This window comes from Leptolyngbya sp. FACHB-1624 (genome assembly GCF_047649235.1).
Classification (GTDB): Bacteria; Cyanobacteriota; Cyanobacteriia; order Leptolyngbyales; family Leptolyngbyaceae; genus Leptolyngbya; species Leptolyngbya boryana.
The window spans coordinates 4,895,808-4,918,971 of the sequence record NZ_CP180258.1 but is presented as its reverse complement, the minus strand read 5'-3'; the positions used below and the strand labels follow the sequence as shown (position 1 = coordinate 4,918,971).

General features: G+C 47.0%; 26 protein-coding genes. 16 read left to right on the top strand and 10 right to left on the bottom strand.

Annotation, left to right across the window (positions count from 1 at the left end; genetic code table 11):
- The first annotated feature begins 209 nt into the window (after positions 1-209).
- Both ACMUEV_RS23355 and ACMUEV_RS23350 read left to right on the top strand, forming a co-directional pair.
- Entirely contained in the window at positions 210-425 is a 216-nt protein-coding gene (locus ACMUEV_RS23355; RefSeq protein WP_017286697.1) for a hypothetical protein, read from the top strand.
- Between the two features lie 115 nt (positions 426-540).
- Entirely contained in the window at positions 541-942 is a 402-nt protein-coding gene (locus tag ACMUEV_RS23350) for a hypothetical protein (protein WP_190649085.1), read from the top strand.
- A 47-nt stretch (positions 943-989) separates the two neighbouring features.
- Here ACMUEV_RS23350 and ACMUEV_RS23345 read toward each other — a convergent pair whose 3' ends face one another.
- Together ACMUEV_RS23345 and ACMUEV_RS23340 are read right to left on the bottom strand one after the other, a co-directional pair.
- Positions 990-2,336 carry a TIGR03279 family radical SAM protein gene (locus ACMUEV_RS23345; protein ID WP_190649082.1) on the bottom strand — a complete coding sequence of 449 codons (1,347 nt, stop codon included), beginning with the start codon at positions 2,334-2,336 and terminating at the stop codon, positions 990-992.
- A 27-nt stretch (positions 2,337-2,363) separates the two neighbouring features.
- Positions 2,364-3,218 carry an undecaprenyl-diphosphate phosphatase gene (locus tag ACMUEV_RS23340; RefSeq protein WP_190649080.1) on the bottom strand — a complete coding sequence of 285 codons (855 nt, stop codon included), beginning with the start codon at positions 3,216-3,218 and terminating at the stop codon, positions 2,364-2,366.
- 243 nt (positions 3,219-3,461) lie between these two features.
- Here ACMUEV_RS23340 and ACMUEV_RS23335 point away from each other — a divergent pair, with 243 nt between their 5' ends.
- Positions 3,462-4,199, top strand: coding sequence for a DUF3120 domain-containing protein (locus ACMUEV_RS23335; RefSeq protein WP_190649077.1), 738 nt, complete (start codon positions 3,462-3,464; stop codon positions 4,197-4,199).
- Between the two features lie 168 nt (positions 4,200-4,367).
- Entirely contained in the window at positions 4,368-5,357 is a 990-nt protein-coding gene (locus tag ACMUEV_RS23330; protein ID WP_017286702.1) for an adenylate/guanylate cyclase domain-containing protein, read from the top strand.
- Between the two features lie 17 nt (positions 5,358-5,374).
- Here ACMUEV_RS23330 and ACMUEV_RS23325 read toward each other — a convergent pair whose 3' ends face one another.
- Both ACMUEV_RS23325 and ACMUEV_RS23320 read right to left on the bottom strand, forming a co-directional pair.
- A complete protein-coding gene (locus ACMUEV_RS23325; RefSeq protein ID WP_026148455.1) occupies positions 5,375-5,788 on the bottom strand; it encodes a DUF4079 domain-containing protein in 414 nt (137 codons plus the stop codon).
- A 147-nt stretch (positions 5,789-5,935) separates the two neighbouring features.
- Positions 5,936-6,256: a DUF1830 domain-containing protein gene (locus ACMUEV_RS23320; RefSeq protein ID WP_017286704.1), complete on the bottom strand. Its 321-nt coding sequence runs from the start codon at positions 6,254-6,256 to the stop codon at positions 5,936-5,938.
- 358 nt (positions 6,257-6,614) lie between these two features.
- Between ACMUEV_RS23320 and ACMUEV_RS23315 the strand changes: the two genes are divergently transcribed.
- From ACMUEV_RS23315 to ACMUEV_RS23295, 5 genes are read left to right on the top strand one after another with little or no spacing between them, the layout of a single operon-like run.
- Positions 6,615-8,186, top strand: a complete 1,572-nt coding sequence (locus ACMUEV_RS23315) for a photosystem II high light acclimation radical SAM protein (protein ID WP_190649074.1) — start codon at positions 6,615-6,617, stop codon at positions 8,184-8,186.
- A 9-nt stretch (positions 8,187-8,195) separates the two neighbouring features.
- Positions 8,196-9,557: a DICT sensory domain-containing protein gene (locus ACMUEV_RS23310; RefSeq protein ID WP_190649072.1), complete on the top strand. Its 1,362-nt coding sequence runs from the start codon at positions 8,196-8,198 to the stop codon at positions 9,555-9,557.
- Positions 9,558-10,226 carry a pentapeptide repeat-containing protein gene (locus ACMUEV_RS23305; RefSeq protein ID WP_190649069.1) on the top strand — a complete coding sequence of 223 codons (669 nt, stop codon included), beginning with the start codon at positions 9,558-9,560 and terminating at the stop codon, positions 10,224-10,226.
- A gap of 49 nt (positions 10,227-10,275) precedes the next feature.
- On the top strand, positions 10,276-10,503 hold the full coding sequence (locus ACMUEV_RS23300) for a type II toxin-antitoxin system HicA family toxin (protein ID WP_190649066.1): 228 nt from the start codon (positions 10,276-10,278) through the stop codon (positions 10,501-10,503).
- On the top strand, positions 10,500-10,718 hold the full coding sequence (locus ACMUEV_RS23295; protein WP_190649063.1) for a type II toxin-antitoxin system HicB family antitoxin: 219 nt from the start codon (positions 10,500-10,502) through the stop codon (positions 10,716-10,718). The genes ACMUEV_RS23300 and ACMUEV_RS23295 overlap by 4 nt, the downstream gene beginning before the upstream one ends.
- Before the next feature lie 106 nt (positions 10,719-10,824).
- Here ACMUEV_RS23295 and sixA read toward each other — a convergent pair whose 3' ends face one another.
- The 3 genes from sixA to ACMUEV_RS23280 all read right to left on the bottom strand — a co-directional run bounded on the left by sixA (position 10,825) and on the right by ACMUEV_RS23280 (position 13,365).
- Positions 10,825-11,313, bottom strand: coding sequence for a phosphohistidine phosphatase SixA (sixA, locus tag ACMUEV_RS23290; protein WP_190649061.1), 489 nt, complete (start codon positions 11,311-11,313; stop codon positions 10,825-10,827).
- Between the two features lie 70 nt (positions 11,314-11,383).
- The gene (locus ACMUEV_RS23285; RefSeq protein ID WP_017286709.1) at positions 11,384-12,634 is read right to left on the bottom strand and encodes a DHH family phosphoesterase; all 1,251 of its coding nucleotides are present in this window, start codon (positions 12,632-12,634) and stop codon (positions 11,384-11,386) included.
- Between the two features lie 221 nt (positions 12,635-12,855).
- On the bottom strand, positions 12,856-13,365 hold the full coding sequence (locus tag ACMUEV_RS23280) for an HNH endonuclease (protein ID WP_190649059.1): 510 nt from the start codon (positions 13,363-13,365) through the stop codon (positions 12,856-12,858).
- Positions 13,366-13,613: 248 nt separating this feature from the next.
- Between ACMUEV_RS23280 and ACMUEV_RS23275 the strand changes: the two genes are divergently transcribed.
- Positions 13,614-14,960 (top strand): HlyD family secretion protein, encoded by a 1,347-nt coding sequence (locus ACMUEV_RS23275; RefSeq protein WP_190649056.1) that lies wholly within the window; start codon positions 13,614-13,616, stop codon positions 14,958-14,960.
- Positions 14,961-15,049: 89 nt separating this feature from the next.
- On the opposite strand, the gene ACMUEV_RS23270 is transcribed toward ACMUEV_RS23275, so the two are convergent.
- Entirely contained in the window at positions 15,050-15,895 is an 846-nt protein-coding gene (locus ACMUEV_RS23270; protein WP_017286712.1) for a universal stress protein, read from the bottom strand.
- Positions 15,896-16,031: 136 nt separating this feature from the next.
- On the opposite strand from ACMUEV_RS23270, the gene ACMUEV_RS23265 reads away from it, so the two are divergent.
- From ACMUEV_RS23265 to ACMUEV_RS23245, 5 genes are read left to right on the top strand one after another with little or no spacing between them, the layout of a single operon-like run.
- The gene (locus tag ACMUEV_RS23265; RefSeq protein WP_017286713.1) at positions 16,032-16,496 is read left to right on the top strand and encodes an acyl-CoA thioesterase; all 465 of its coding nucleotides are present in this window, start codon (positions 16,032-16,034) and stop codon (positions 16,494-16,496) included.
- The gene (locus ACMUEV_RS23260; protein WP_190649053.1) at positions 16,497-17,339 is read left to right on the top strand and encodes a M28 family peptidase; all 843 of its coding nucleotides are present in this window, start codon (positions 16,497-16,499) and stop codon (positions 17,337-17,339) included.
- A 45-nt stretch (positions 17,340-17,384) separates the two neighbouring features.
- Positions 17,385-18,605 carry a caspase family protein gene (locus ACMUEV_RS23255; protein ID WP_242044287.1) on the top strand — a complete coding sequence of 407 codons (1,221 nt, stop codon included), beginning with the start codon at positions 17,385-17,387 and terminating at the stop codon, positions 18,603-18,605.
- The gene (locus ACMUEV_RS23250; protein WP_190649050.1) at positions 18,590-18,925 is read left to right on the top strand and encodes a cupin domain-containing protein; all 336 of its coding nucleotides are present in this window, start codon (positions 18,590-18,592) and stop codon (positions 18,923-18,925) included. The genes ACMUEV_RS23255 and ACMUEV_RS23250 overlap by 16 nt, the downstream gene beginning before the upstream one ends.
- A 9-nt stretch (positions 18,926-18,934) precedes the next feature.
- Positions 18,935-19,126, top strand: coding sequence for a type II toxin-antitoxin system PrlF family antitoxin (locus ACMUEV_RS23245; protein WP_190649047.1), 192 nt, complete (start codon positions 18,935-18,937; stop codon positions 19,124-19,126).
- 119 nt (positions 19,127-19,245) lie between these two features.
- Here the strand turns inward: ACMUEV_RS23245 and ACMUEV_RS23240 are convergent, their stop codons facing one another.
- Positions 19,246-19,851 (bottom strand): HD domain-containing protein, encoded by a 606-nt coding sequence (locus ACMUEV_RS23240; protein WP_190649044.1) that lies wholly within the window; start codon positions 19,849-19,851, stop codon positions 19,246-19,248.
- A 128-nt stretch (positions 19,852-19,979) separates the two neighbouring features.
- On the opposite strand from ACMUEV_RS23240, the gene dnaG reads away from it, so the two are divergent.
- Positions 19,980-21,884 (top strand): DNA primase, encoded by a 1,905-nt coding sequence (gene dnaG, locus ACMUEV_RS23235; protein ID WP_190649041.1) that lies wholly within the window; start codon positions 19,980-19,982, stop codon positions 21,882-21,884.
- A 38-nt stretch (positions 21,885-21,922) separates the two neighbouring features.
- Here the strand turns inward: dnaG and ACMUEV_RS23230 are convergent, their stop codons facing one another.
- Positions 21,923-23,098: a TetR family transcriptional regulator gene (locus tag ACMUEV_RS23230; RefSeq protein WP_190649038.1), complete on the bottom strand. Its 1,176-nt coding sequence runs from the start codon at positions 23,096-23,098 to the stop codon at positions 21,923-21,925.
- Positions 23,099-23,164 lie beyond the last annotated feature (66 nt).

Genomic DNA, 23,164 nt, shown 5'->3' with positions numbered 1-23,164 from the left:
TTCGATCGATCAGCGCTGCTATTAGATATGCGTGGGCAGTTCTAGATGCGATCGCAGCTTCAAGCAACCCATCTCAGTATTTTCTCTGAGTGATAAGATTCACTGATTCTTTACTTTAGCTGTACGGAAATCATCGCCTTGCCGACGAAAGTATAAACAAGAACACAAGCTGCAATGCTTACTGAACATCTACTCTAGCGAGATCTGCGATGCTTTACACTCAAACCAATTCCACCTGCTCTGATGGTGCTGTTAGCTCGGTGCTTGACCGAATTCTCGCCACAGGTCAAATTGCTCAAAGTGATGCTCATCGAGTCCTGCAAGCTGCAATGACGTTAGACAGTCCGCTCAGTGCTGAAGAACAAACAAAAATTAGAGTCATTGCTCATCGTTTAGGACTAGGCATGTTGAAGGTTGTCTACTAGGAAATGGCTTGCGTTTGATTGCTACAATCTTGCGGCAAAAACTTATCCAACCGTAAAACCCTGAATTAAAGCAGAATTTGATGAACAATAGAGGAGGCGAGTTATTCAAAACAGAATGGGACAGTACGATCGCTTAATTCTCATGGCAGAAGATGAACTGACACAGTACAGTACCGATGCCCGTAAAATTGAAAAGCTCCGACAAAAAATTGGCTTATCGGTTTCTGCCAATGAGCAAAAGCAAGTCAAAGAGCAACTGCTCACAGAAATGCCAACTGATCCAATTCGCACAATCATTGAAGATCAGCGTCAAACGGTTGCACTACCATTTTGGGGAATTGCTGGATTGGGTTTATTGTTTGGCATTTCCATGTCGCAACCGTTAGATTTTGTTGCCACCATCGCTGGAGGCGCGATCGCCTTCCAAATTCAAAAACTCGGCTGGCGACTCCAAGCAAAACGACTAGTACTCAAAACCTTGGAAGATATCGAAGAACGAGTTCGCAAGCCTGATTAACAATATTTGCATAGTTGCGAGTGGGCAGAGCTATCTAGCAACTGCAATTAAACCGCAATAGCCTGCATCGATTGGCAAGCCTCAATCAGACCTTCAACCCCTTGAACGATCGTAATTTTCGTTGCCAATCGATGCTCCAAATCTGCCACAGTCATGTCATCTAAAAATACGGCTGCATCTTGTTTCAGCATCAAAGACGGCAAAAGAATTCCGTCTCCGAGCGCTCTCCCTTGCAGTGCTGCCAAAATGTCTTGCCCAGTCAGTAGCCCCGTGACAGTCATGCTCTGACCCCAGTACTGGCTATTCAGAGCAACCATTTTGACCGTCAAACCTTGAACTTGGTTTAAGCGATCGAGAATCGGCAGAAACGCTCTCTCAACTGCATTCCCCAAAACCCAGATATACTCGCGTGCAGGCGCAATCTTCTGTGGAAGTCGTTGTGCTGCTGTTTCAAACTCTTTTAGGAACAATCGAATCGAACCTACACCATTACCAATTTGTGGATAGTCTTCATAGTGTGATTCTGGAGGTAAATCGGCTCCAGCAATTAAGAACCACTCATCTGCTAACCAAACAATCGTACTGCCCTGCTCTTTTCGAAACTTAGCTTGCAGTGCTTGTACTTGGGCAATTACTTCTCTCGCTTTCTCCGGGGAAACGGGAATCAACTCATCTTCATCGGGTCGAAATCGGGTCAGTCCAACGGGCACCACCGCGATCGACGCAACTGCTGGAATCTCTCCTGTGTGAAACTGCGCTAGATCCTCGATCGTCCGAGTTAAGTGCTCACCATCATTGATACCAGGACAGAGAACCACTTGAGCATGGATCTGTAGCTGTCGTTCTTGGAACCATCGCATCTGGTCGAGAATTTGACCTGCTCTTGAATTTTTCAGCAACCGAGTTCTGACATCTGCTTCAGTTGCATGAACTGAAACATAAAGTGGGGAAAGCCTCATCTGTTCAATCCGGTTCCACTCGCGCTGAGTCAAATTCGTCAGAGTCAAATAGCTCCCATAAAGAAAACTCAGCCGATAGTCATCATCTTTGAGGTAAAGACTATCTCGCTTGCCCGGAGGCTGTTGATCAATAAAGCAAAATGGACAGCGATTCGTACATTGGATCAACCCATCAAACAGAGCCGTTTCAAACTCCAAACCCAGATCCTCATCGTAATCCTTCTCAATTTCGATCTGATGGGTTTTTCCTTTGCGATCGATCACGTCGAGTTCTAAAAATTCGTCCGCACACAAAAACTGATAGTCGATCAGATCGCGAGGCTTTTCGCCGTTGATCGATACAATGCGATCGCCCACCTCAAATCCAATCTCTTGCGCGATTGAACCCGACAACACCCCAGTAATTAACGCCGGACGAATAGAAATCTCGCTCATGACTCGAACTTTGACAGCTTCTCTAGTTTAAGCCTTTAGAACTTGTGTGGCGATTGCGGCTAATAATGTAATGCCTAACGCCAAGCGATACCAGACAAAGACCCAAGTACTCTGACGCTGCAAAAACTTCAGCAGCCAAGCGATCGATAAATACGAAAACACAAACGCTGAAATGATGCCAAACAGCAAAGGCATTCCCATTGAACCATCTTGCAACACATCTTTCGTTTGCACTAAGGTGGCAATCGCCAAAGTCGGCAGACCGAGCAGAAAGGAAAATCGAGCCGCTGTTTCTCTGCGTAATCCTAAAAACAAGCCAGTCGTCAAAGTCGAACCTGAGCGCGAGGCTCCAGGCAGCAACGCAATCATTTGCCCAAGTCCAACCAAAATCCCATCTTTAACCTCAAGCTCATCAAACCCCCGTTTCCGAGAACCGACTTTCTCGGCAAGTGCCAACAAAAGCGACATCACGATCGACATCACAGCAATTAGTGTCGCACTCTCTAACTTGATGCCCGACTCCTTGAGCATCAAGCCACCCGCTAAGGCTGGAACTGTTCCGAAGACAATGCCGATAAAGATCTTCCAGTCTTCGCGATACCACTCCTTGCGCACAAATGCCCCCAAAGCTCCTGAGAGAATATTCCGAATATCCTTCCAAAAGTACATCAGCACCGCGATGACACTGCCGAACTGAATCGCATCGATCGCTTCTTTTTTCCATTGGTTCTGCCAGCCGAACACATCTGTAAAAATAATCAAATGCGCCGTACTGCTGATCGGCAGAAACTCTGTAATTCCTTGCACTAAACCCAAGACAACACCTTGGAAAAGAGCAAACAGACTATTGCTCTCACTAGCAACGACTAAAAGTGGGGTCATGCGCTTCTCAACCTTCAAAAACTAGGAGCAGAACTCTCGCTGTGCAGTGTACTGCCATTTCAGCGATTTCTGAATTCGTTCTCCTAAATTTATTCGCAATTTCAAGATAGTTCCGCTATTCTGAAATATGCCTAGGGGGGGCATTCTCCTTAAGAATGATTTACAAATTGAGGCTCCCGTCCCCAGAAAATCCTATGGTAATGTTAAGTTAAGTAAATAAAATGAACAGGATTAAATTTTCCTTTGATTTCCTATTCGCCCACCCCCACCCCATCCCAAGAGGCTGAAGTGATCGCGGTTTCTAAATCTTCTCTCACTGAATCTTCTCTGATAGAGCGGCAACTCCCGTCGCGCAATCGTCTCATTTTCGGTGCATCGGTCTTTTTGGTGTCGGTTCCTGTGTTCTTTGAAGCGCCCTTAGTCCGATCGATTCCGCTGCTCTGCCTTTTACTCACTTCAGTATGGGTTTGGGTCTCGATCTCGCTTTCTGCGAAATCAAAAACACAACACTGGGGTGAGTTAATCACAGGATTCACTTGGACATGGCTTGCTGGCTCGCTTTACTGGGGGTGGATGCGTTGGGAACCCACGTTACATTTACCGATCGAAGCGATTGGGCTGCCGATCGCGATCTGGGGATTGCGGCAGAATTGGTGCAAACTTGGAAACTTTTTCTACTTAGGCTCCCTCTTTGGAACTGCAATCACTGATTTATATTTCTACGTGAGTGACTTGATTCCGTATTGGCGGCGATTAATGCAGGTAGAACCAGATGCAGTGCAGCCGATCTTTCAAGAAGCTCTTATGCAAATGTACACACCTCATGGCATTTTCTGGGTGATTTCACTAGCTACACTACTCCTTGTAATCGGTGTTCTCTCGCTGCGGGTGAAAACGCCGCATTGGGTAGCATTTGGTGGTGCTGTTCTCAGTACCATTCTAGTTGACAGTCTTTTCTGGATTGCAGCAACCCTGGCATAAACTCGTAGATAGCGCGATTGCACGCAATTTCTATCAGTTGAATACTGCGGAAAATACAGTAAAAAATAATTCACTTCACCTTTACATTACAAGCGCTACTACTGACACATTTCCATCGCAAGCGTTGCATCATAAGGAAAGAATGACCTTATTTTCCTTGTTGAGCCTGTGGTAACTCTCCAACCTATTCCTCATCTCATCCTACATAGCGATCTCAATCGTCAGCGCTTGCCTTTAGTGGGTAATAGCTGCTGGACAATTGGACGGAGCGAGGATAACACATTTGTGATTGGCGATCGCTGGATTTCACGTAACCATGCCATGCTGCAATGGATGGAAACGGGAGAATATTATTTGATCGATCTCGGCAGTCGCAACGGCACTTTTGTGAATGGGCGGCGGGTGAGCATTCCGGTGACATTGCAGAATGGCGATCGTCTCACGTTTGGACAGACTGAACTAGATTTCTTCTGTCCTATGAATCGTCCTGCTCCGTCGAGCGATCTCGACTCTAAAGATTTCACGGCAACCGCAGCGCTCTCAGTGCGCTGTTTAATCTCGGTTTTGGTTGTTGATATTCGCGATTTTACGATTCTGACGCGTCAGCTAGACGAAAGCATTCTTTCTGAGATGATCGGGACTTGGTTTCGCCAAGCAGGTGAGATTATTCGAGAGTATGGCAGTTGGGTCGATAAATATATTGGCGATGCGGTGATGGCGGTCTGGACGCATGGAGCGCATGGAGTCGAGCGGGATGAGTCACTACGAATCTGTCAGGCGATTAATGCGCTTCATAAGATGACGAGTGATTTGTATCGAGACTATCCCTTGCCATTTCCGATTCGGATCGGGGCAGGTGTGAATACGGGATTTGCGATGGTCGGTAACACAGGTAGCGGAGATCGACCCGATTACACAGCATTGGGTGATACCGTGAATGCAGCATTTCGATTAGAAACAGCAACGAAACAAATCGGACTCGATATTGCGATGGGTGAAACGACGTATCGGCATCTGGCAAGTCATGTGGGTGAGTTGGCGTTCTTTGAGCGATATAACGTTGATCTCAAAGGTTACGATACGCCAACTCCGACTCATGCTTGCTCGTTTGCGGATCTCGATCGCTTTTTGAAGAGTAATTTCGATACCTTTTACTAAAGATCCAAGAAAGAGAGTCAAGAAAGATATTTTTGAACCACTTCCCACCCGGTGATCGAGACCCAAATTAGCCCTAAGCATAAGAGAAAATTCACGCCAATGTGAACAGAACGTGCCCAAGGCTGAGTGGGAATCTGTACGGCACTCCAGGCAGAAAGAAATACCAATTCAACGACAGCCAGCCCCGACCATAAATGATTGGAATGACCTAAACTGCCGTAATGCCCTAGGGTTCCGACAATGCCAATTCCCAGTAAGACCAAGACTAAAATCGCGATCGCAATTCCTACGCCAATATGCAGCGATCTCACCCATTTGATGCCAAATAATAATCCTGATCCCGTCGCTGCTTGAAGCAAATACGCCACGATTGTCAAACCCATCGCCCAAGCAGCAATTCGCCATAACCAAAGAAAGGACGGTAAATCCAAAACGTTCTACCTAACTCGCCTTCTCATTGTGCAAAAAACAACCGCGATCAAAATGCGATCGCGGTTGTTTCTTAACGAATCCCCACACCTTTTACTAAGCAAATCGATAGACGAAGCGGTTTTTCTTATAAAAATTGCAGAAAAAATTTAGGATTCCGCTGGAGTTGCCAGAATTGACCTCAGCTCTTGGCGAAAGGAGGCATCCTCGTCTCCCTCCGTCACAATCAGAGTTGAACAAGGAATTGTATCTGACAAAATCGCACTTGCCATCATGCCAGTATGAATTTCCAAATGAGCTGTCACGATTGCTTCAAAGATCAATCGCTGACCTGGAAAAACGACTCGTTCAAAGTACCAATTTGGCACATCTGTAATCCGAGCAATTTGAATTTGACTTGTAGCATTTACATAACAACAAAGGACGGGATCAGATCCATTAGAAGGAACGGGATCAAGAATTTGAGGCATGGCGATTGAAACCCCTTAGATAAGTAGCGAAGTACCTTGACACTAACATTGCCGGATTTCTAACAACTGTAAAGGTGATTACCAACGGTTTCTTTTCAAGACGATTTATGCTTTGAGATTGAGAACTTGTAAGTCTTCAACGCAAAAAATTAAATTTAGTTCATACCTGAATACTTTGTGCAGTAAAAATACAGAGTTCTCAAAAAAGATTAAGGCTGTTTTGCGATCGCGTGGATGCTTCTTGAGGACAATCCATGCAGAGAACGAGAGTCAGTGATATCGTAAAGTTATGTGAAAATTACTCAGGATCCATTGATCCGATGAATCAACGCTGATGGATTCCTCACCCATGAAGGCTATGGAAACTCGCATTCTCTACGTCCGGTTGCCTTGTAATCCGATTTTTCCGATTGGAGCCGTGTATCTTGCCGATCACGTTCACAAGCAGTTTCCTGACATCACCCAAAAAATCTTAGATTTGGGCACAGTCCCGCCTTTGGATTACGCCTCAGCGCTGGATGATTGCATTGATCAGTTCAAGCCAACGCTGTTGGTCTATTCTTGGCGCGACATTCAGATTTACGCACCTGTGGGGGGCCGCGGGGGAAATCCACTGCAATACACCTTTGAGTACTACTACGCTTTAAATCCGTTCTTGAAGGCGAGAGGCGCGCTTGGCTTACTGCGAATCGCTTCAGGCTATTACGGCGAATTGTGGCGCAATGCCAATCTGATCAAACGGGGCTTCAAACGCGCTCGCAAATATCATCCAGATGCCAAATTGGTTGTGGGTGGGGGCGCAGTGAGCGTGTTTTATGAGCAAGTTGCGAGAAGTTTGCCGAAAGGCACGATCGTATCGGTGGGCGAAGGGGAAACGCTGCTTGAAAAACTGCTGCGGGGTGAAGATTTCTTAAATGAGCGGTGTTATATCGTCGGCGAGACGAAACCGCGCGATCGCATGATTCACGAATTTCCCACCCCGATCGAGAAAGCGGCTTGCGATTACGATTACATTGCGTCGATCTGGGACGAATTTGACTACTATTTTCAATCTCAAGATTTCTACATCGGAGTCCAGACCAAGCGCGGTTGTCCACATAATTGCTGCTACTGCGTCTATACCGTGATTGAAGGTAAACAAGTTCGGATCAATCCAGCCGATGAAGTCGTCAAAGAAATGCAGCAGCTTTATAAAAAAGGCGTGCGCAACTTCTGGTTTACAGATGCTCAATTTATTCCGGCTCGGAAGTATATTGATGATGCGATCGAGCTTCTGCAAAAGATCGTGGATGCTGGAATGACCGATATTCACTGGGCAGCTTACATTCGCGCAGATAATCTCACGCCGAAGCTTGCCGAATTGATGGTGAAGACTGGCATGAATTACTTTGAGATCGGCATTACCAGCGGCTCTCAGGAACTCGTACGCAAAATGAGAATGGGGTACAATCTCCGAACCGTCTTAGAAAACTGTCGAGATTTGAAAGCGGCAGGATTCAACGATCTTGTTTCGGTGAATTATTCGTTTAACGTGATTGATGAGCGACCGGAAACGATTCGACAAACGATCGCGTATCATCGCGAATTAGAAAAAATCTTCGGAGCTGACAAAGTTGAGCCTGCGATTTTCTTTATCGGGCTGCAACCTCATACGCATCTAGAAGAATATGCGCTCAAGAATGACATTCTGAAGCCGGGATACGATCCGATGAATGTGAAACCTTGGACAGTTCGCAAACTGTTATGGAATCCAGAACCTTTGGGATCATTCTTTGGTGAAGTTTGTCTGCAAGCTTGGCAGCGCAATCCCAATGATTTCGGACGGGAAGTCATGGATATTTTAGAAGAACGTCTCGGACGTGCTGATCTAGAAGAAGCCTTAACTGCTCCGATCGAGAAATCCAATCCTCAACTTGTTACTGCTCCCTAATTTCCGCTCATGTTAGAAGGCTCAATTCTCAAAGATTTAAAAGTCGCGCACCAGTCCGGCGAGGTCGGTAAACGCCCGCTCAATTTCGGTGTGTATTACAAAAATACGCTGGTTTCACTCTGTCATGCTCTGGAAGACTGCATTCTCACCTGTCAGAGTGCGCCTCTCGTGATTACTGCTTTCCAGCGGGGAAAATGGTATATCGTCGAAGCTGATCGCTATGGCGATATCGCGAATCGAGCCGACCAAATTGTGATCATGGCGACGGCAGATGCCGGATTTGCAGAACATCCCACCAGTCAGCGATCGAATGTCACTTTAGTCGATTTAGATCCAGCCGATCCGGTTGCTCAAGAATGGCACTTGATGATTTTGGCTCCGTCTTATACCGCCATGGTGCTCTGTCAGGAACTCTCGCCTGAAGACTATGGGACTCAAGGTGTGCCAGAAGAAGACTTAGAGCGGAAGTTCTACGGCTTTTGGACATTTGAGCAGGGCTTAGTCGAAGAGACGGTGAATATTGCGATCGCTCATATCGATCGCTACAATCCGGATTTAGCCAATCAACTTCGGGCAAAAGTCGCAGAAATTTCTGCTCAGAGTAGCGACCAAGACGAAATCTATCAAGCGGTTTCAATGGTTGTGAACTATTTACAAGACGGTCACTCGAAACACAAGCACGAAGCGTTAGATAACAATCTCGTTTCCAATGAGCTACAAGCCTTTCTCCGTCTGGCTCAATTGATTGATCAAACCGATGTGAGCAATCCAAATGCTGCGGCTGAAGTGGCTTCACTATCGGTTGCGATGGCACAGTTGCTCGATCTTCCGGCTTGGCAGGTGAATCGGTTGCGGCTCTCTGCCTTGCTGCATCGACTCGCATTCTTACAGCGAGCAGATAGTGTACTCAGTCCAGGAAGCTTTGGACGGGTGACCGAGCCTGATCCCGATGCCGCACCGAGTTGTCCGATCGTTCCAGGCGCTCAGCTTTTAAGAAATATGGGCAGATTGAATGCGATCGCAACGATCATTACGCATGAATCTGAACACTGGAATGGAAAAGGACAACCTGCTGGACTCGCAGGCGACGAAATTCCTTTAGAATCAAGAATCCTTGGCTTACTCTCTGAGTTTCAACAGCGCGTGACTCAAAGCAATTTAACCGATGCGCTCGCTCAGTGCCAAGCGGAAGCGGGAGAGCGGTGGGATACAAAGCTCGTCGAAGCTTTAACGCTTCTTGTCAGCGCGATTCAGCAAGGGTTAAGCCTACCGATTCAAATGCCGAAAATCGCGGCTGGAATGTGGTTGTTAGATTCTCATTCTGACGAAGAATTGCTGAATCTATCTGAGAAAGTGACGGAGCGAGGGTAGATGGATATTCAGGCGATTCGATCGGGAAAAGTAACGCAACTCGCGGGCGTAGATTTGCAGGATGAAGATCTGTCTAAAGCAGATTTGGGCGGCGTGATTTTGGCGGGAGCAAAACTGGCGGGGGCAGATTTCACAGGCGCAAAGCTGGCGGGAGCCATTTTAGACGGTGCGAATTTAGTCGGATGCCAGCTGATTGGGGCGGATTTGCGCGCGTCGATGACGGGTGCAAATTTGATGCAGGCAGATTTGACTGAGGCAGATTTGCGCGGCAGTAATTTGCGCGGGGCGAATCTCATGCGATCGCGCCTAACTCGCGCGGCTTTATCCGGTGCATTTCTCAGCGGCACAAACTTGATGGGCGTGAATTTGCAAGGCGTTGATTTACGAGGTGCAGATTTACGAGGCGCAAATTTAAGTGGGGTCAATTTGCTCGGTGCAAACTTGACTCAAGCAGATTTGCAGGGCGCACAGCTCAGCGAAGCGAATCTTGAAGAAGCCGATTTGCAAGGTGCGAATTTAGCAGGCGCGAACCTCTCAGGTGCGAATCTGCTTTGTGCAGAACTCCAGGATGCAAACCTAACAGGCGCAAATCTGATCGGAGCTTGTGTGATTGGGACTCTCCTAGCGGAGGCATCGAAAGGCGAACTTGAGAGCAAAGGAAGTAGGTAAGAATAAAAAAAAGGATTGAAAAGATAGGGCACGCTCTAAACGAATATTCATGCCTAGAAAAATTCGAGAATTGAAAGCTCAGATTGGACGTGAAGGATTTACATATCTGCCTAAGCGTGGCAAAGGGAGTCATGAGCGGTGGCGGCATCCTCTCCTGAAAAAAACATTGACGATCCCAGGAAAAGATGGAGATGATGTTCCACTCTATTTAGAAAAACAACTCGAAAAACTACTGATAGAACTCAAGAATTTAAGAGAGGAGGATCAGGAAAGATGAGCCGATACAGCATGATCATTCAATGGTCTGATGAAGATCAACTGTTCCTGGTTACTGTTCCAGAATTTGCTGACTTGGTTGTTATGCCTTGCACATCTGGCAAAACTCGTGAAGAAGCGATTCGTAATGGTGAAGACGTGATCGAAATGTATTTAGAAGCTTGGCAGGTAGAAGGTGAGCAGATTCCTGAACCGATGACGCTGCAAACGGCTTAACTCTTACCATAATTGGAAACATGGGCAAGAGGTCCATCACGATCGCAGTTAGCCAAGCCAACAGAGGCAAACTCTCAATGCTGAACCATGCGATCGCATTTTTTGTTTACAGAAACAACCGAGGCGGAGTTAGCCAGAATAGTTGGCTATTGGAGATCGCACTTCCGCTCTCGGGAAGCTCTAAGCCGATCACACCCGCTTTTTTTAGAATGAAGCGATCGCGCACTTCTCCCCAAATCAGTAACTCTGCCCAACTGCTGAGATCCGGCTCGTGTCCAACCAGCGCTAATGCTTTGTCGGGCGATCGCCAACTCTCAACCCAAGCGTGCCAATTCTGAATATCGCCTCCTGGGGCAAGGTAGCCAGCAGTTTCTAATGCATCGCTCAACCCTGCTTTTTGCAAAATTTTAGCCGTTTGCTTGGCACGAGTCAGAGGGCTGGTCAGAATCAGATCAAATTTTAAATCGAGCGATCGCATTCGCTTTGCAACCTGTTCTGTTTTACGCTCCCCTTCTGGAGTCAGAGGACGCTGATCATCATCAGGATAGTCGCCATGTTGTCCGGCTAAGCCATGTCGGATCAGATAAAGTTCCATATCTACAGAAGATTGAAGGACTACACGGATCATTACAGCACCCTTTGCCCCTCAATCCTCTACCTTGGGATTAATTCACGCCTTTTGGATAATTTTGATCCGGGTTGACTAGGCGCAATAGCTTTTGTTTGACCTGAGCATCAAAGACTGACCATTTTGTTTTGGCATAGTCGCTATTCTCTGTAAATCCAGATAAAAATCCCATGGGAATTTCAAATCCCCCCGCTTGCGATCGTCCTCCGCCAAAGAATCTGCCGTGAGCATCTTGTCCAAACGCTTCTTTGATAAATTCATCGGGATCAAGCGTAATTTTATTCGTTCGCAGCGATCCCACGACGAATTCGAGTTCTTCATCTTCGTCGTGAACAATCCCGTAAACGACCGCAGTATGGACATTCTCCTCAGTAACCAAGAAGTCCGCAGCTTGCGGAATCGCATCACGATCGTCGTATCGCAAATAACCCACTCCCGCGATCGAGAAATTATTCTGTACCATGCGATTTTTCAGCGATCGCTCAATCACTTCCATGACTTGCTTCGATCGCGAAGATTGCATCACTGCATTCAGCAATTGCGCATCGTAAAATCGACTCAAATAAGCCGCAGCCAGAAAATCTTCTTCCTGCGCCTGCATCAGGCGATTCGTATCTGAGCGCAATCCGTGCATGAGCGCCGTTGCACACTTCACATGCTCAGGCGTACTCGTATCCAGCTTCAACATTCCCGATTGAATGTACTGGGTCAGAATCGTGGCAGTGGCACGGGTGTAGGTGCGGATATCGATAAATTCAGCTTTGAGGTCATCTTGCATACTGTGATGATCAATAATCACGGTAATCGGAATATTCGCCTGCTGAACGGACGTGAGAAGTTGGCTCGTCGTTCCCTGATTGTCGATCAGGACACAGCCTTTATAAATTGAAAAATCTTTCGTTTTCGCAGTTTGAATCGGTAGACGTTGGAGCGGTAAATTTGTGAGCTTAACAAGGGCGATATTTTCCTGGTGCGAAAGCATTCCGGCATAGACAATCTCGCACTGAATTTCAAACTTTTGAGCGATTAATTTGTATGCCCAAGCTGAAGAGAGTGCGTCTGGGTCAGGGAAATCTTGAAGCAGAATAATTTGACGTTCGCCTCGATGTCGTTCGAGAACTTGGCGAAAAGCTTCAATTTTTTGTTCTTGCTCAGACGATCGAACCACTTCGTAAGGAAATCTTCCGCGCGATTCGGTCGTATAATTCGATCCGTTAGAAGTTTGAGGGGATGAAATAATTTGAACCTCAGTCGGATTCAGCCCAGAAATACCGGAGTCTGGTTCCATTGTTACAAATGAAGAGAGGGGCACAGTTGAATCAGATTGCATACGTTAAAGTTGTGCGAAAAATAGAACCAGCCTCAGTCGATCCCATCCTGTTTAGACATGATCGATCGTAGGCACTTCTTGATCTTCGCAAAAAACTTCAAAAAACGGCAGATCGGTTTGTTCGATTTCTCTCATAAGAGAGAGAATGCGATCGTAAACTACATCACTTCTGATTGGAACTACTCTTCTCGCACTCCACCAATGACGTATTTCTGCCACTCCTGGTTCACACCATTTTTGACATGCTTCGTCACCTCAAAATAAAGCCCACTGTGCGGTCGGTGTGGATTCGTGAATAAAGGCATCGATGCTTCTTTCGGCGTGCGATTGCCCTTCTTCACATTGCAGCGCACACAGGCAGTCACAATATTTTCCCAAGTGTCTGCTCCGCCTCGCGATCGCGGGATCACATGATCCAGGGTCAAGTCATCGCCTGTATAGCCACAATACTGACAGGAGTGTGAATCTCGGTGCAAGAGATTCTTGCGGGTGAGGGGAATCTCCTTGTAGGGCACGCGCACATAATGGCGCAGCCGAATCACCGTGGGGAGTGGGAACCCCGAATAAACGAACTTTCCGTTATGCTCGACTTGCTCAGCTTTGCCTTTGATTAGCAGGACAACTGCTCGCCGCCAACTGGTGATATTGAGCGGTTCATAGGAGGCATTGAGCACCAGAACCTTTCCCATTCGGATTTTTAAGACGTGCTTATTTGCACTGATGCTAACATATTCAATCCTGAGACGGCTGTGAAGCCTGGATTTAAGTTAAGAAATCTCTCTAGAAGCAGGTTTTGAATTTTGCGGAAATCCGACCATAGTTATAGTGCAAACAATTAGTGCTCGAATTAAATTGTGGTATTATGAATTTATGCAAATCCTTAGGGCTCTAAGGAAATGGATTTCTGCTTTACTGCTCCTCACATTTTGAGTGAATTATGAGTTCTGCATCTTTTGATGATCATGCTCCAGTTCAGGAAAACAAGTTAGTTAAACCTGCGCCGCAGCTCGATCAAGTGACTCCTAAAGTTGTTGCTCCTCCAGAGCAGCCTGTGGCGACTCGCCGCAAGAAGCCAATGAAGCTAATTTTGGCAGGCTTGGGTGTTGGTGCGATCGCAGCAAGTGGGTTTGGGTACAACTGGTGGCAATACGCTTCAGCGCACCAGAGTACAGATAATGCAACGGTTACGGGTAATATTCACTCGATCGGTTCTCGCGTCGCAGGAACGGTCGATCAGGTGTTGGTGGATGATAACCAAGACGTGAAAGCGGGTCAGCCATTGATTCGACTAGACGATCGAGATTTTCAAATTAAATTACAACAGGCGCAAGCGGATTTAGCGGCGGCACAACAGAAGGCGAATACTGCACAGGTGAATGTTGCGCTCTCCGGTCAAAATGCAACTGCATCGAATACAAAAGCTCAGGGTGGAATTGGTACGGCTCAAGCCGCGATCGCACAAGCTCAGGCACAAGTTGCTGAAGCCCAAGCTGGAGTGCCGAGAGCGCAAGCCGACTTAGCGCAAACGAATGCGAATTTAGCCAAGGCTCAAGCGGACTACAATCGGTTTAATCAGTTGTACAGTTCGGGTGCAGTGTCGCGGCGCGAGTTAGATACGGCACGACAAGCGTATGAAGTAGCACGCGCTCAGCGCGATTCTGCGAGTGAAGGCGTTAGACAAGCCCAGGCGAAGGTCGCACAAGCTGAACAAGGCGTTGCCACGGCACAAGCTGGCTTGGAATCTTCACAAGGGGAATTGCAGCAGGCACAGGCACAAAATGTTCAGACCCAGGTAAGTCAGAGTGATTATCAGACAGCGCAAGCTGCGATTAATCAGTCTCAAGTCGCGTTGAAGAATGCGAAGCAGCAGTTGGCATATGTGACGATTACGGCTCCGGTCAGTGGACGAGTGGGACGGAAGAATGTTCAGACTGGGCAGCAGGTTCAGGCGGGCACTCCGCTTTTAGCGATCGTGGATGATCAATACTGGGTGACTGCGAATTTCAAGGAAACCCAACTTGAGAAGATGCATCCCGGACAAAAAGTTGAGATTAAATTAGATTCGTTCCCGCATCATGAGTTTACAGGACGGATTGAGAGTGTCTCTCCTGCTTCTGGGGCACAGTTTGCGCTCTTGCCGCCTGATAATGCGACTGGGAACTTTACCAAAGTCGTGCAGCGCATTCCGGTGAAAGTTGTGTTCGATCGAGATTCGATTCGAGGATTTGAATCGGCAGTGACACCTGGAATGTCGGCTGAGGTGACAGTCGATTTGAACTCTTAGATTGTATGCAGATCAAATTGGAAGCGTAAAACGGGTAGAGACGGAATCATCCATACTCTACCCATTGTTTATTGGAACCGAAATTGAAATTACCCGAGCGTTCGGGTCAATAACACGGGGCAATTTGCATAGACTCGCACATAGTCAGACAACGATGTTCCTAATAAGCGATCGAGATCGGGCAATCCTTTCGCGATCGAAGGGCGGCGATCGGGCGATCCCAAGATCAGCAGATCTGCCTTCGTCTCATCTGCAACCCGGCAGATTGCTTCACCTGCTTTTCCAGCGGTAACCACTGCTTTGTAGGCGACTCCCGCTTGTTTCGCTTGCGCGATCGCATCTGCGAACGCAGGATCTCTTTCTGCTTCTGCTCCCACTTTCTCAGCCCCTTTGGGATTAGAATCGATGTGAATCAGCGTTACTTGTCCGCCTTTAATATCGCGTGCCAAAAACAGCGCCATCTTCAAAGCTTGCTTCGACGACTCAGACTTATCAACGGCAACAGCAATACGATTAATCGATCGCACAAAAATGTCATCTTTCACCAGCAGCATCGGGCGCGAGGAAAGCTGAAACACATACTGACTGACGGAATTCTCCAAAATTGAGACTAATCGCTTCAATCCGCGCGATCCCATAATAATCAGATCAGCGTTCACCTCATCCGCCGCTTTCAGGACTTGATCTTTCGGGTCGCCTTCTCTTAGCATCGCCGAAACGTGGCTCTGATCAATCTTCAGCGATTGGACTGCGGTTGCTAAGGTTTTTCCACCTTCTTCCCATTTCTCCGTCATCGAATCTGAACTGGTTTGGGGTGGAACCACATGCAGCACCGTCACCATCGCGCGTTGAATGGAGGGAATCGCCAGCAGTGCATTCAGCATATCTTCAGAACGCCCAGTGCCAGAATCGGCTAATAAGATTTTTTCTATCATCGCTTCTGTCTCGTTTCTCAGTAGACTTTGAAAAGGGTGAGGCAATTGGGAAAGAAAATCCCACGTTGCGCCTGTTTCAAGTCTAGGGGCTGCTGTCCCCTGATAGTTCGTTTGTTATCGTTTGTGAAGTACGATCGTGTCAGAGTCTCCTCAACTTCCCACATCTAATCTTGTGCCATCCGTGATTCCGCCGGAATGGTTTATTTATCCGATTACTGTCTATTCGCACCATACGGATTACGCAGGTGTCGTATGGCATGGACGCTATATCCAATGGCTAGAAGAAGCCCGAATTGAGTTCTTGCAGGCACGGGGTATCGATTTCTCGAAGTTGGTCGCGATGGGGTGTAATCTTCCGGTGATCGATTTGGCAATTCGCTATCATCAACCGTTGCGGATGGGAATGAAAGCGATCGTCAAAACTCGCTTGACTGCGCTCGAAGGGGTGCGACTTCCGATCGAGTATGAGATTCGATCCACGGATGACACGGTTCTGTTTGTCAGCGGTCGAGTGATTTTAGTTGCTGTGGATATGGAGAAAGGCAAAATTTTAAGACGGTTGCCTTCCGATGTTCACAGTGCTTTAACGATCGTCAATTAGATGCAAGAGTTAACTGCACGATTACGATCGCATATTGAAGTCATTGCCCGCGATCGCGATCCGTATTTCGCGACGCAGGGGCATTTTTATGTTCAACACTATATTCGCGAGCAGTTCTCACGCTGGGGAACCGTTGAATCTCATGCGTTTCAAGTCGGGCAAAAGATTCACTACAACTGGATTCTGAACTTGCCGGGGCAGAAGAAAAAACCGCCAATTCTGATTGGCGCACATTATGACGCGGTTCCCAATTCACCGGGAGCCGACGACAATGCGACGGGAGTAGCGGTGTTGTTAGAAATGGCAAAAGCGTTTTCTGAAAAGCCTGCCCGTTACCCGATTCGGTTAGTTGCTTTTGATTTAGAAGAAATTTTCACACAATCGGATACATTTGGTAACACTCAATATGCACAGTCGTTGAATGGTGAACCGTTAAGGTTAATGATTGCTTTGGAGATGCTTGGGTATTGTAATCATGAACGCAATTCACAACGCTATCCAGCAGGTTTAGAGAGATTTTATCCGGATCAGGGGAACTTCATTGCGTTAATTGGCAATATTCCGACAATTCCCGATTTGATGCGCCTCAGTCGATCGATTCGGCGCGCTCAAGTGGGCTGTGAATGGCTGCCTGCGGGAATGCGCGGCAAAATTATTCCGGATACGCGCCGGAGTGATCATGCTGCATTTTGGGATCGGGGATATCGGGCTTTGATGGTGACGGATACAGCAAATCTGAGAAATCCGCATTATCATCAACCGAGCGATCGCATTGAAACGCTCGATTTTGACTTTCTCACACGGGTGTGTCAGGGTCTGATTCACGCCATTCAATCTTTATAGGTTTGGGTATCATTTCTCTAATCACATCTCAATCTCTGCTCAATTATGATGCGACGCTTTATCCCGGTTTTGCTTGCAAGCGTTACTCTGACCAATTCTCAGGCAATTAGTCAGCCTTCTTTATCCCAGGCTCCAACCTGTCAGCGATCGAGTACTCAGAATTTTTTAGTCTTTGGCGGTGGTGGTGGACCTTCTTATAACGAAATTGCGCTAGAGAAGAACATGCTGTACTTTCAGCGATCGCTCAAAGAGCTAGGATACAATCCGAGCGTTGCGCCGATTTACTTCGCAAATGGCAACACAGGTGAGAAAACCGTGCGATATCTCGATGAGCGAGGTCGGGAACAGTACAAAGCTCATACGATTCCGAATGTACAAGGTGCTTCTAGCATTGCGAATCTGAGAACTTGGCTAACAGAGGCAGCAAAAGAGAAATCTTCAACTCCCTTATTTTTCTACTTTTCCGGGCATGGCGGACATAATCGAGTGAACGAAGACAATTCGACTTTACTCATGTGGCGCGATCGCCAATTGAATGTGCAAAATTTCACGCAAATGCTTGATCGTCTGCCACAGAATAAGCCTTTCGTCACCATGATGTCTCAGTGCTATTCTGGCTCATTTGCGAATTTGATTTACCGAGGGGGTGATCCGAATAAAGGCATTGCTTTGCAGACTCGCTGCGGGTTCTTTGCAACGATCAAATCTCGTCCTTCAGTTGGCTGTACTCCAGAAGTAAACGAAGCAGATTATCGGGACTATAGTTCGAGCTTTTTTGCAGGGTTGACAGGACGCGATCGCGTTGGACGAAAAGTTGCTTCTGCTGACTACAACAAAGACGGTCGCATTGCATACTCTGAAGCTCATGCTTATGCAAAAGTCGATAAGTTCACGACTGATTTGCCAATTTCTACGTCTGAAGCTTGGCTACAACGGCAAGTAAGCAACCCAACCATGCAAGAGCAGATTTTAGGACAACCGATCGCACCGCTTGCTAAGATTGCCCGTCCTGAACAACGCTTTGTTATTGAGTCTTTGAGCAAACAATTCAAGTTTGATCCAGCTCGATCGTTTCGGGGTAATCTACAAGCGATGAAACCCGACCTAGTGAAGACAGCCGAAGATGAAGCGTACTTAGTTCGTCTCTCGATGGAACTAACGAATGTTGCTATGGAGCGACGAGTGAAAACCTCGAAAGATGCGAAAGCGATCGGAATCTTAAATCGTCTACTACGCTGTGAATCCGGCTCATGGGGGAAACCTTGATAGATAATATATTTGATTTAACGGGATTGAAGCTCGATCGAGAATTGTTTGAGTCGTTGTGTGAAACGGATCAAATCTCGATCGAGCGAATTATTTCAACTGGGCAAACAACTCCACCCGATCAGTGGTACGACCAATCGCGTGATGAATGGGTCATCCTGCTTCAAGGTGAAGCGCAATTGATGTATGAGGATGAAAGTACGATCGAGCTAAAAGCTGGAGACTATCTACTCATTCCAGCCCATCAAAAACATCGTGTGAGCTATACCAGCAATGATCCTGCTTGCATTTGGCTAGCAATTCACGCAGTGTTGAAATAGGAGAAGGAGATGACTTATTACAGCGATCGTACAGAAGAAGATGGTCCGGTGCTTAAACAATTCCTAGAGTTTCTATCAGAAGATATGCAGAAGAATCCTCAACGAATTCAAGCTGTGAGTTCCGAGTTGATCGATCGTATACGCGCTTTAACAAATGGGATTGATGTCGATTTGGATGTTCTTCTACCAGATAATGAGTAGAATTGTCCTCAATTTCATCAATAGTAATCAATACTGGCAGAAGCTAAGTTGAGCCACCTTACAGAAGTTTAAAACTTTCAGTTCAAAGAGAGTTCTGAAGAATGAAGCTCACTAGAAGCTCAATGACTAGCCTCACGAATAAAACCTTGCCGCACTGCATCCTCAATCAAACTTTCGACAAACTCGCCCAACACCGGAGATCCGATCGCAACAGGCTCCATCCGTTTTCTCACCTTATCAACCGTCACGCCCGCCTTTTTCCAAGTTCCACCCTGCGTATTGTAGTTATGCAATAAAGGCTGAAGCCGATCGAGTGCTGCTGCAAACTGGGAATCTAAAGATTCTCTCGCCTCAAATTCCTCCCAGAGCGATCGCAATTCTGCCCCAAGATTTTCCGGCAACATGCCAAACAATCGATCTGCCGCTTTCTGCTCTCGAATTTCTTGATCTTGCAGCGCGATCGCATCGTAACAGAACGTATCTCCTGCATCGATTTCTACTAAATCGTGAATCAGCACCATTTTGAGAACTCGCAGCAAATTCACCGCTGGATCAGCGTATTCAGAAAGCACGATCGCCATCATCGCCAGATGCCAAGAATGCTCCGCATCATTTTCTCGCCGTGACTGATCCATCAAAATCGTCTGTCGGAGCACATGCTTCAGTTTGTCAATTTCGACAATGAATTGAATCTGAGCTTGAAGTCGAGTGGTCGTAAGTTGCATGATCCAATCTAGAGTGTTAAACTTTCGGTCAAACGCTACAGATAGCGTACACTGGATTAACTCATTCCTATTTACAGCGTATTCCCCAAAGAATCTGCTAGAATAGGTGTACCAACGAAGAGCCGATCATGAACGTTCCTCGCCTGCATCCCGATACGATCGAGCAAGTCAAACAACGCGCTGATATTGTAGACGTTGTTTCGGAACATGTCGTCCTGAAAAAACAGGGTAAAGACTTCGTTGGCTTATGCCCATTTCACGACGACAAATCCCCTAGCTTCACAGTTAGCCCCAGTAAACAATTCTATTACTGCTTTAGCTGTGGTGCAGGCGGCAATACGATTAAGTTTTTAATGGAGTTAGGCAAACGCAACTTTAGCGAAGTTGTGCTCGATCTGGCACGCAAGTATCAAGTCCCCGTTCAAACTCTACAAGCGGAGGATCGCCAAGAACTTCAACGTCAATTGTCAGTTCGAGAACAGCTCTACGAAATTCTGGCAATTACCGCGAAATTTTACGAGCACGCCTTACAGCAACCTCAAGGAGCCGATGCTCTAGCTTACTTACGCCGCGATCGCAAACTTTCTGTCGAAACGATTCAGCAATTCCAACTCGGTTACGCTCCGGCAGGTTGGGACATTCTTTGCAAATACTTAGTTGAACAAAAGAAATATCCGATCGTCTTACTCGAAAAAGCAGGTCTGCTCGTGCCTCGGAAAACTGGAGACGGCTATTACGATCGTTTCCGTAATCGTTTAATGGTTCCGATTCAAGATAGTCAGGGTCGGGTAATTGGCTTTGGGGGACGAACTCTGACGGATGAACAGCCTAAATATCTCAACTCTCCAGAAACCGAACTCTTTGATAAAGGTCGGACGCTGTTTGGGCTAGACAAAGCAAAAAGCGCGATCGCGAAACAGGATCAAGCGGTTGTTGTCGAAGGCTATTTCGATGTGATTGCGCTTCATGCTGCTGGCGTGACGAATGCGGTTGCATCTCTCGGAACGGCGCTCAGCATTGCTCAAGTCAAGCAACTTCTTCGCTATACCGAATCGAAGCGCGTTGTATTCAACTTTGATGCAGATCGCGCAGGCGTTCAAGCCGCAGAACGCGCGATCGGAGAAGTTGCAACGCTTGCCTATCAAGGAGAAGTGCAACTTCGGATTTTAAATCTCCCAGATGGAAAAGATCCCGATGATTTTCTTAAGAATCACTCTGCAAAGGCTTATCAGGATCTTCTCGATCACGCTCCTCTCTGGCTCGATTGGCAAATTAATCAAGCGATCGCGAATCAAGACCTAAAACAATCTGATCAATTCCAACAGGCAGTTATGGCGATCGTGGCACTTCTCGGAAACCTGCCCAATCCCTCCCTGCGAACGCATTACATTCATCATTGCTCAGAACTGCTTAGCCAAGGCAATAGCCGTCTTACTCAACAAATCGAAGAAAATCTGCGGCTTCAAGTTCGAGGACAGCGCTGGCATGGTCGATCGCAGAAATGGCAAACTCCGGGCGATCGCAATTTACTTGAAGAATGCGAAGCTCAATTGCTGCGTCTCTACCTCCATGCTCCTGAATACCGGGTAGAACTTCGTAACGCAATTTCTGCTCAAGATCTAGAATTCAGTCTGTCTCATCACCGATTTCTCTGGCGACAAATCACAGACATTGAGCAGGATAGTCTAGAGGTCGATTTGCTGGAACAATTGCGCGATCGCACACACAATTTCCCCCGCGAGATGTCTCAAGTCTATTCGCTGTTTGAACTCGACGAAAAAACACAGCGAGATATCCTGCGCGCGCCGCTTGTGATTCGGTCTGCTACCGCAGGCATTGAGCGGGTAATGTGTGAAAAACGCTATCGCCACTTCCTCGATCTTTGGCAGAAAACGGATCTCAGTACTACGCCTGATCTGGGACAGTTTTATCAGCAAAAAGCTTACGTTGAGAAACAACGTATCACAGAACTCGATCGCTTACGCCAGGTCAGTTTTGTCGATTTAGTTCAAGCTCCGATCGCAGTGGATTAAGTTTGCAATGCACAAAGATTAGTAAAGATTGTTTTCATCTATTTAGCAATTGACCGAGGTGGCTGATCAAGTCTGATTGCTTGTTCGATTGCTAATTTCTCTCGTGCTCGATCGACAAAAGGCTGAAGTTGCGCTTCGGTTTGTTGCGTCAAAATCTTCAGATCTGCGATCGTAATGCCTCGCATTAAGAGATCAACACACCAAGTTTGATAGGCTTGTTCGATCCCTGGTTCATTTGGAATTCCCTCAGTCCAATCAGTCCAACGTTGCAGAATATCAGCTTCGGTAATGGGCTGATTTTCACTCGCTAGAAACATGGCAGGAAGCGCATCTTTACGAGTTTTGAGCCATTGAGTCAGCGGATTTTTTGTATGAGAACCGTAGCGTTTTTCTAATATCCATTGATTTAACGGAACTTGGCGCGTCGAAACTTGAATTTGCTTGACGTGGTAATCCGATCGCGTCAATTCAGTGAGTTCTCGCGCACTTAAGCCTGCACCGAATAAAACATAAGCGATCGCATAATCCTGAACGCCTTGCTTTTTTGCCCGCTGTAAAATTTGATGAACCGTGTCTGCTGGCAAATCTCGAACCTCTAAAGACTCAGCCTGGGTCGGCTGGATCGCGCCTTGCAAAAATAAAGTCACCAAATTCGTTAGAAAATCGTCGCGGCTTTGCCAAAGTTCATGAAATTCGCTGGTGAATTCGATCACTGCATAGCCTAACAGCATGCCATTTAGAAGACTTGCAAGACTTTCAGACGATAAATTAGGCTGCATTTGGCGGCGATGAATCACGCGATCGAAATATTCCGCCACATAGCGATTGGCTTGGGTCAGACCCCGCCCTAAAGCCTCTCGATTTTCGGTCGGGTATTGTCCCGCTTCACCCACCACTGATCGCACCATTTCTGGAACCTGCTCCAGCGCTTCCAAACAGGCGATCGCATATTCTTTCAGCGCTTGGTCGATATAATCAGCTTGATCTGCCCGTTCTACTAGCGTTTGACCGAGTTGAGTAAAAACCGCCGCTTCTTCGATCGCAGCCAGTAACAGCCCATGTTTGTTGCCAAAATGCCGAAACAGAGTCACTTCATTTACGTCGGCTAATTCAGCGATTTGTTTGGTAGTAGTGTCGGTAATACCGTTCGCCGTGAATAACTCTAAGGCGGCTTGGATGAGGCGTTCCCGGGTCGAGTTGCGTGGGGTAGGCATGTCTTTAGAAATAAATATGCAAGTGGCACTTGCATTTAAATTCAGTCGTTGCTAGTCTAAAAATGT

Bases quoted from the DNA above. Each gene is read 5' to 3' on its own strand.
- ACMUEV_RS23295 (WP_190649063.1), top strand. From the start codon at position 10,500: ATGAGCCGATACAGCATGATCATTCAATGGTCTGATGAAGATCAACTG.
- ACMUEV_RS23340 (WP_190649080.1), bottom strand. From the start codon at position 3,218: ATGACCCCACTTTTAGTCGTTGCTAGTGAGAGCAATAGTCTGTTTGCT.
- dnaG (WP_190649041.1), top strand. From the start codon at position 19,980: ATGAACGTTCCTCGCCTGCATCCCGATACGATCGAGCAAGTCAAACAA.
- ACMUEV_RS23345 (WP_190649082.1), bottom strand. From the start codon at position 2,336: ATGAGCGAGATTTCTATTCGTCCGGCGTTAATTACTGGGGTGTTGTCG.
- ACMUEV_RS23355 (WP_017286697.1), top strand. From the start codon at position 210: ATGCTTTACACTCAAACCAATTCCACCTGCTCTGATGGTGCTGTTAGC.
- ACMUEV_RS23285 (WP_017286709.1), bottom strand. From the start codon at position 12,634: ATGGAACCAGACTCCGGTATTTCTGGGCTGAATCCGACTGAGGTTCAA.
- sixA (WP_190649061.1), bottom strand. From the start codon at position 11,313: ATGGAACTTTATCTGATCCGACATGGCTTAGCCGGACAACATGGCGAC.
- ACMUEV_RS23260 (WP_190649053.1), top strand. From the start codon at position 16,497: ATGCAAGAGTTAACTGCACGATTACGATCGCATATTGAAGTCATTGCC.
- ACMUEV_RS23240 (WP_190649044.1), bottom strand. From the start codon at position 19,851: ATGCAACTTACGACCACTCGACTTCAAGCTCAGATTCAATTCATTGTC.
- ACMUEV_RS23310 (WP_190649072.1), top strand. From the start codon at position 8,196: ATGTTAGAAGGCTCAATTCTCAAAGATTTAAAAGTCGCGCACCAGTCC.
- ACMUEV_RS23275 (WP_190649056.1), top strand. From the start codon at position 13,614: ATGAGTTCTGCATCTTTTGATGATCATGCTCCAGTTCAGGAAAACAAG.
- ACMUEV_RS23320 (WP_017286704.1), bottom strand. From the start codon at position 6,256: ATGCCTCAAATTCTTGATCCCGTTCCTTCTAATGGATCTGATCCCGTC.
- ACMUEV_RS23245 (WP_190649047.1), top strand. From the start codon at position 18,935: ATGACTTATTACAGCGATCGTACAGAAGAAGATGGTCCGGTGCTTAAA.
- ACMUEV_RS23350 (WP_190649085.1), top strand. From the start codon at position 541: ATGGGACAGTACGATCGCTTAATTCTCATGGCAGAAGATGAACTGACA.
- ACMUEV_RS23250 (WP_190649050.1), top strand. From the start codon at position 18,590: ATGGGGGAAACCTTGATAGATAATATATTTGATTTAACGGGATTGAAG.
- ACMUEV_RS23255 (WP_242044287.1), top strand. From the start codon at position 17,385: ATGATGCGACGCTTTATCCCGGTTTTGCTTGCAAGCGTTACTCTGACC.
- ACMUEV_RS23300 (WP_190649066.1), top strand. From the start codon at position 10,276: ATGCCTAGAAAAATTCGAGAATTGAAAGCTCAGATTGGACGTGAAGGA.
- ACMUEV_RS23280 (WP_190649059.1), bottom strand. From the start codon at position 13,365: ATGGGAAAGGTTCTGGTGCTCAATGCCTCCTATGAACCGCTCAATATC.
- ACMUEV_RS23305 (WP_190649069.1), top strand. From the start codon at position 9,558: ATGGATATTCAGGCGATTCGATCGGGAAAAGTAACGCAACTCGCGGGC.
- ACMUEV_RS23270 (WP_017286712.1), bottom strand. From the start codon at position 15,895: ATGATAGAAAAAATCTTATTAGCCGATTCTGGCACTGGGCGTTCTGAA.
- ACMUEV_RS23315 (WP_190649074.1), top strand. From the start codon at position 6,615: ATGGAAACTCGCATTCTCTACGTCCGGTTGCCTTGTAATCCGATTTTT.
- ACMUEV_RS23230 (WP_190649038.1), bottom strand. From the start codon at position 23,098: ATGCCTACCCCACGCAACTCGACCCGGGAACGCCTCATCCAAGCCGCC.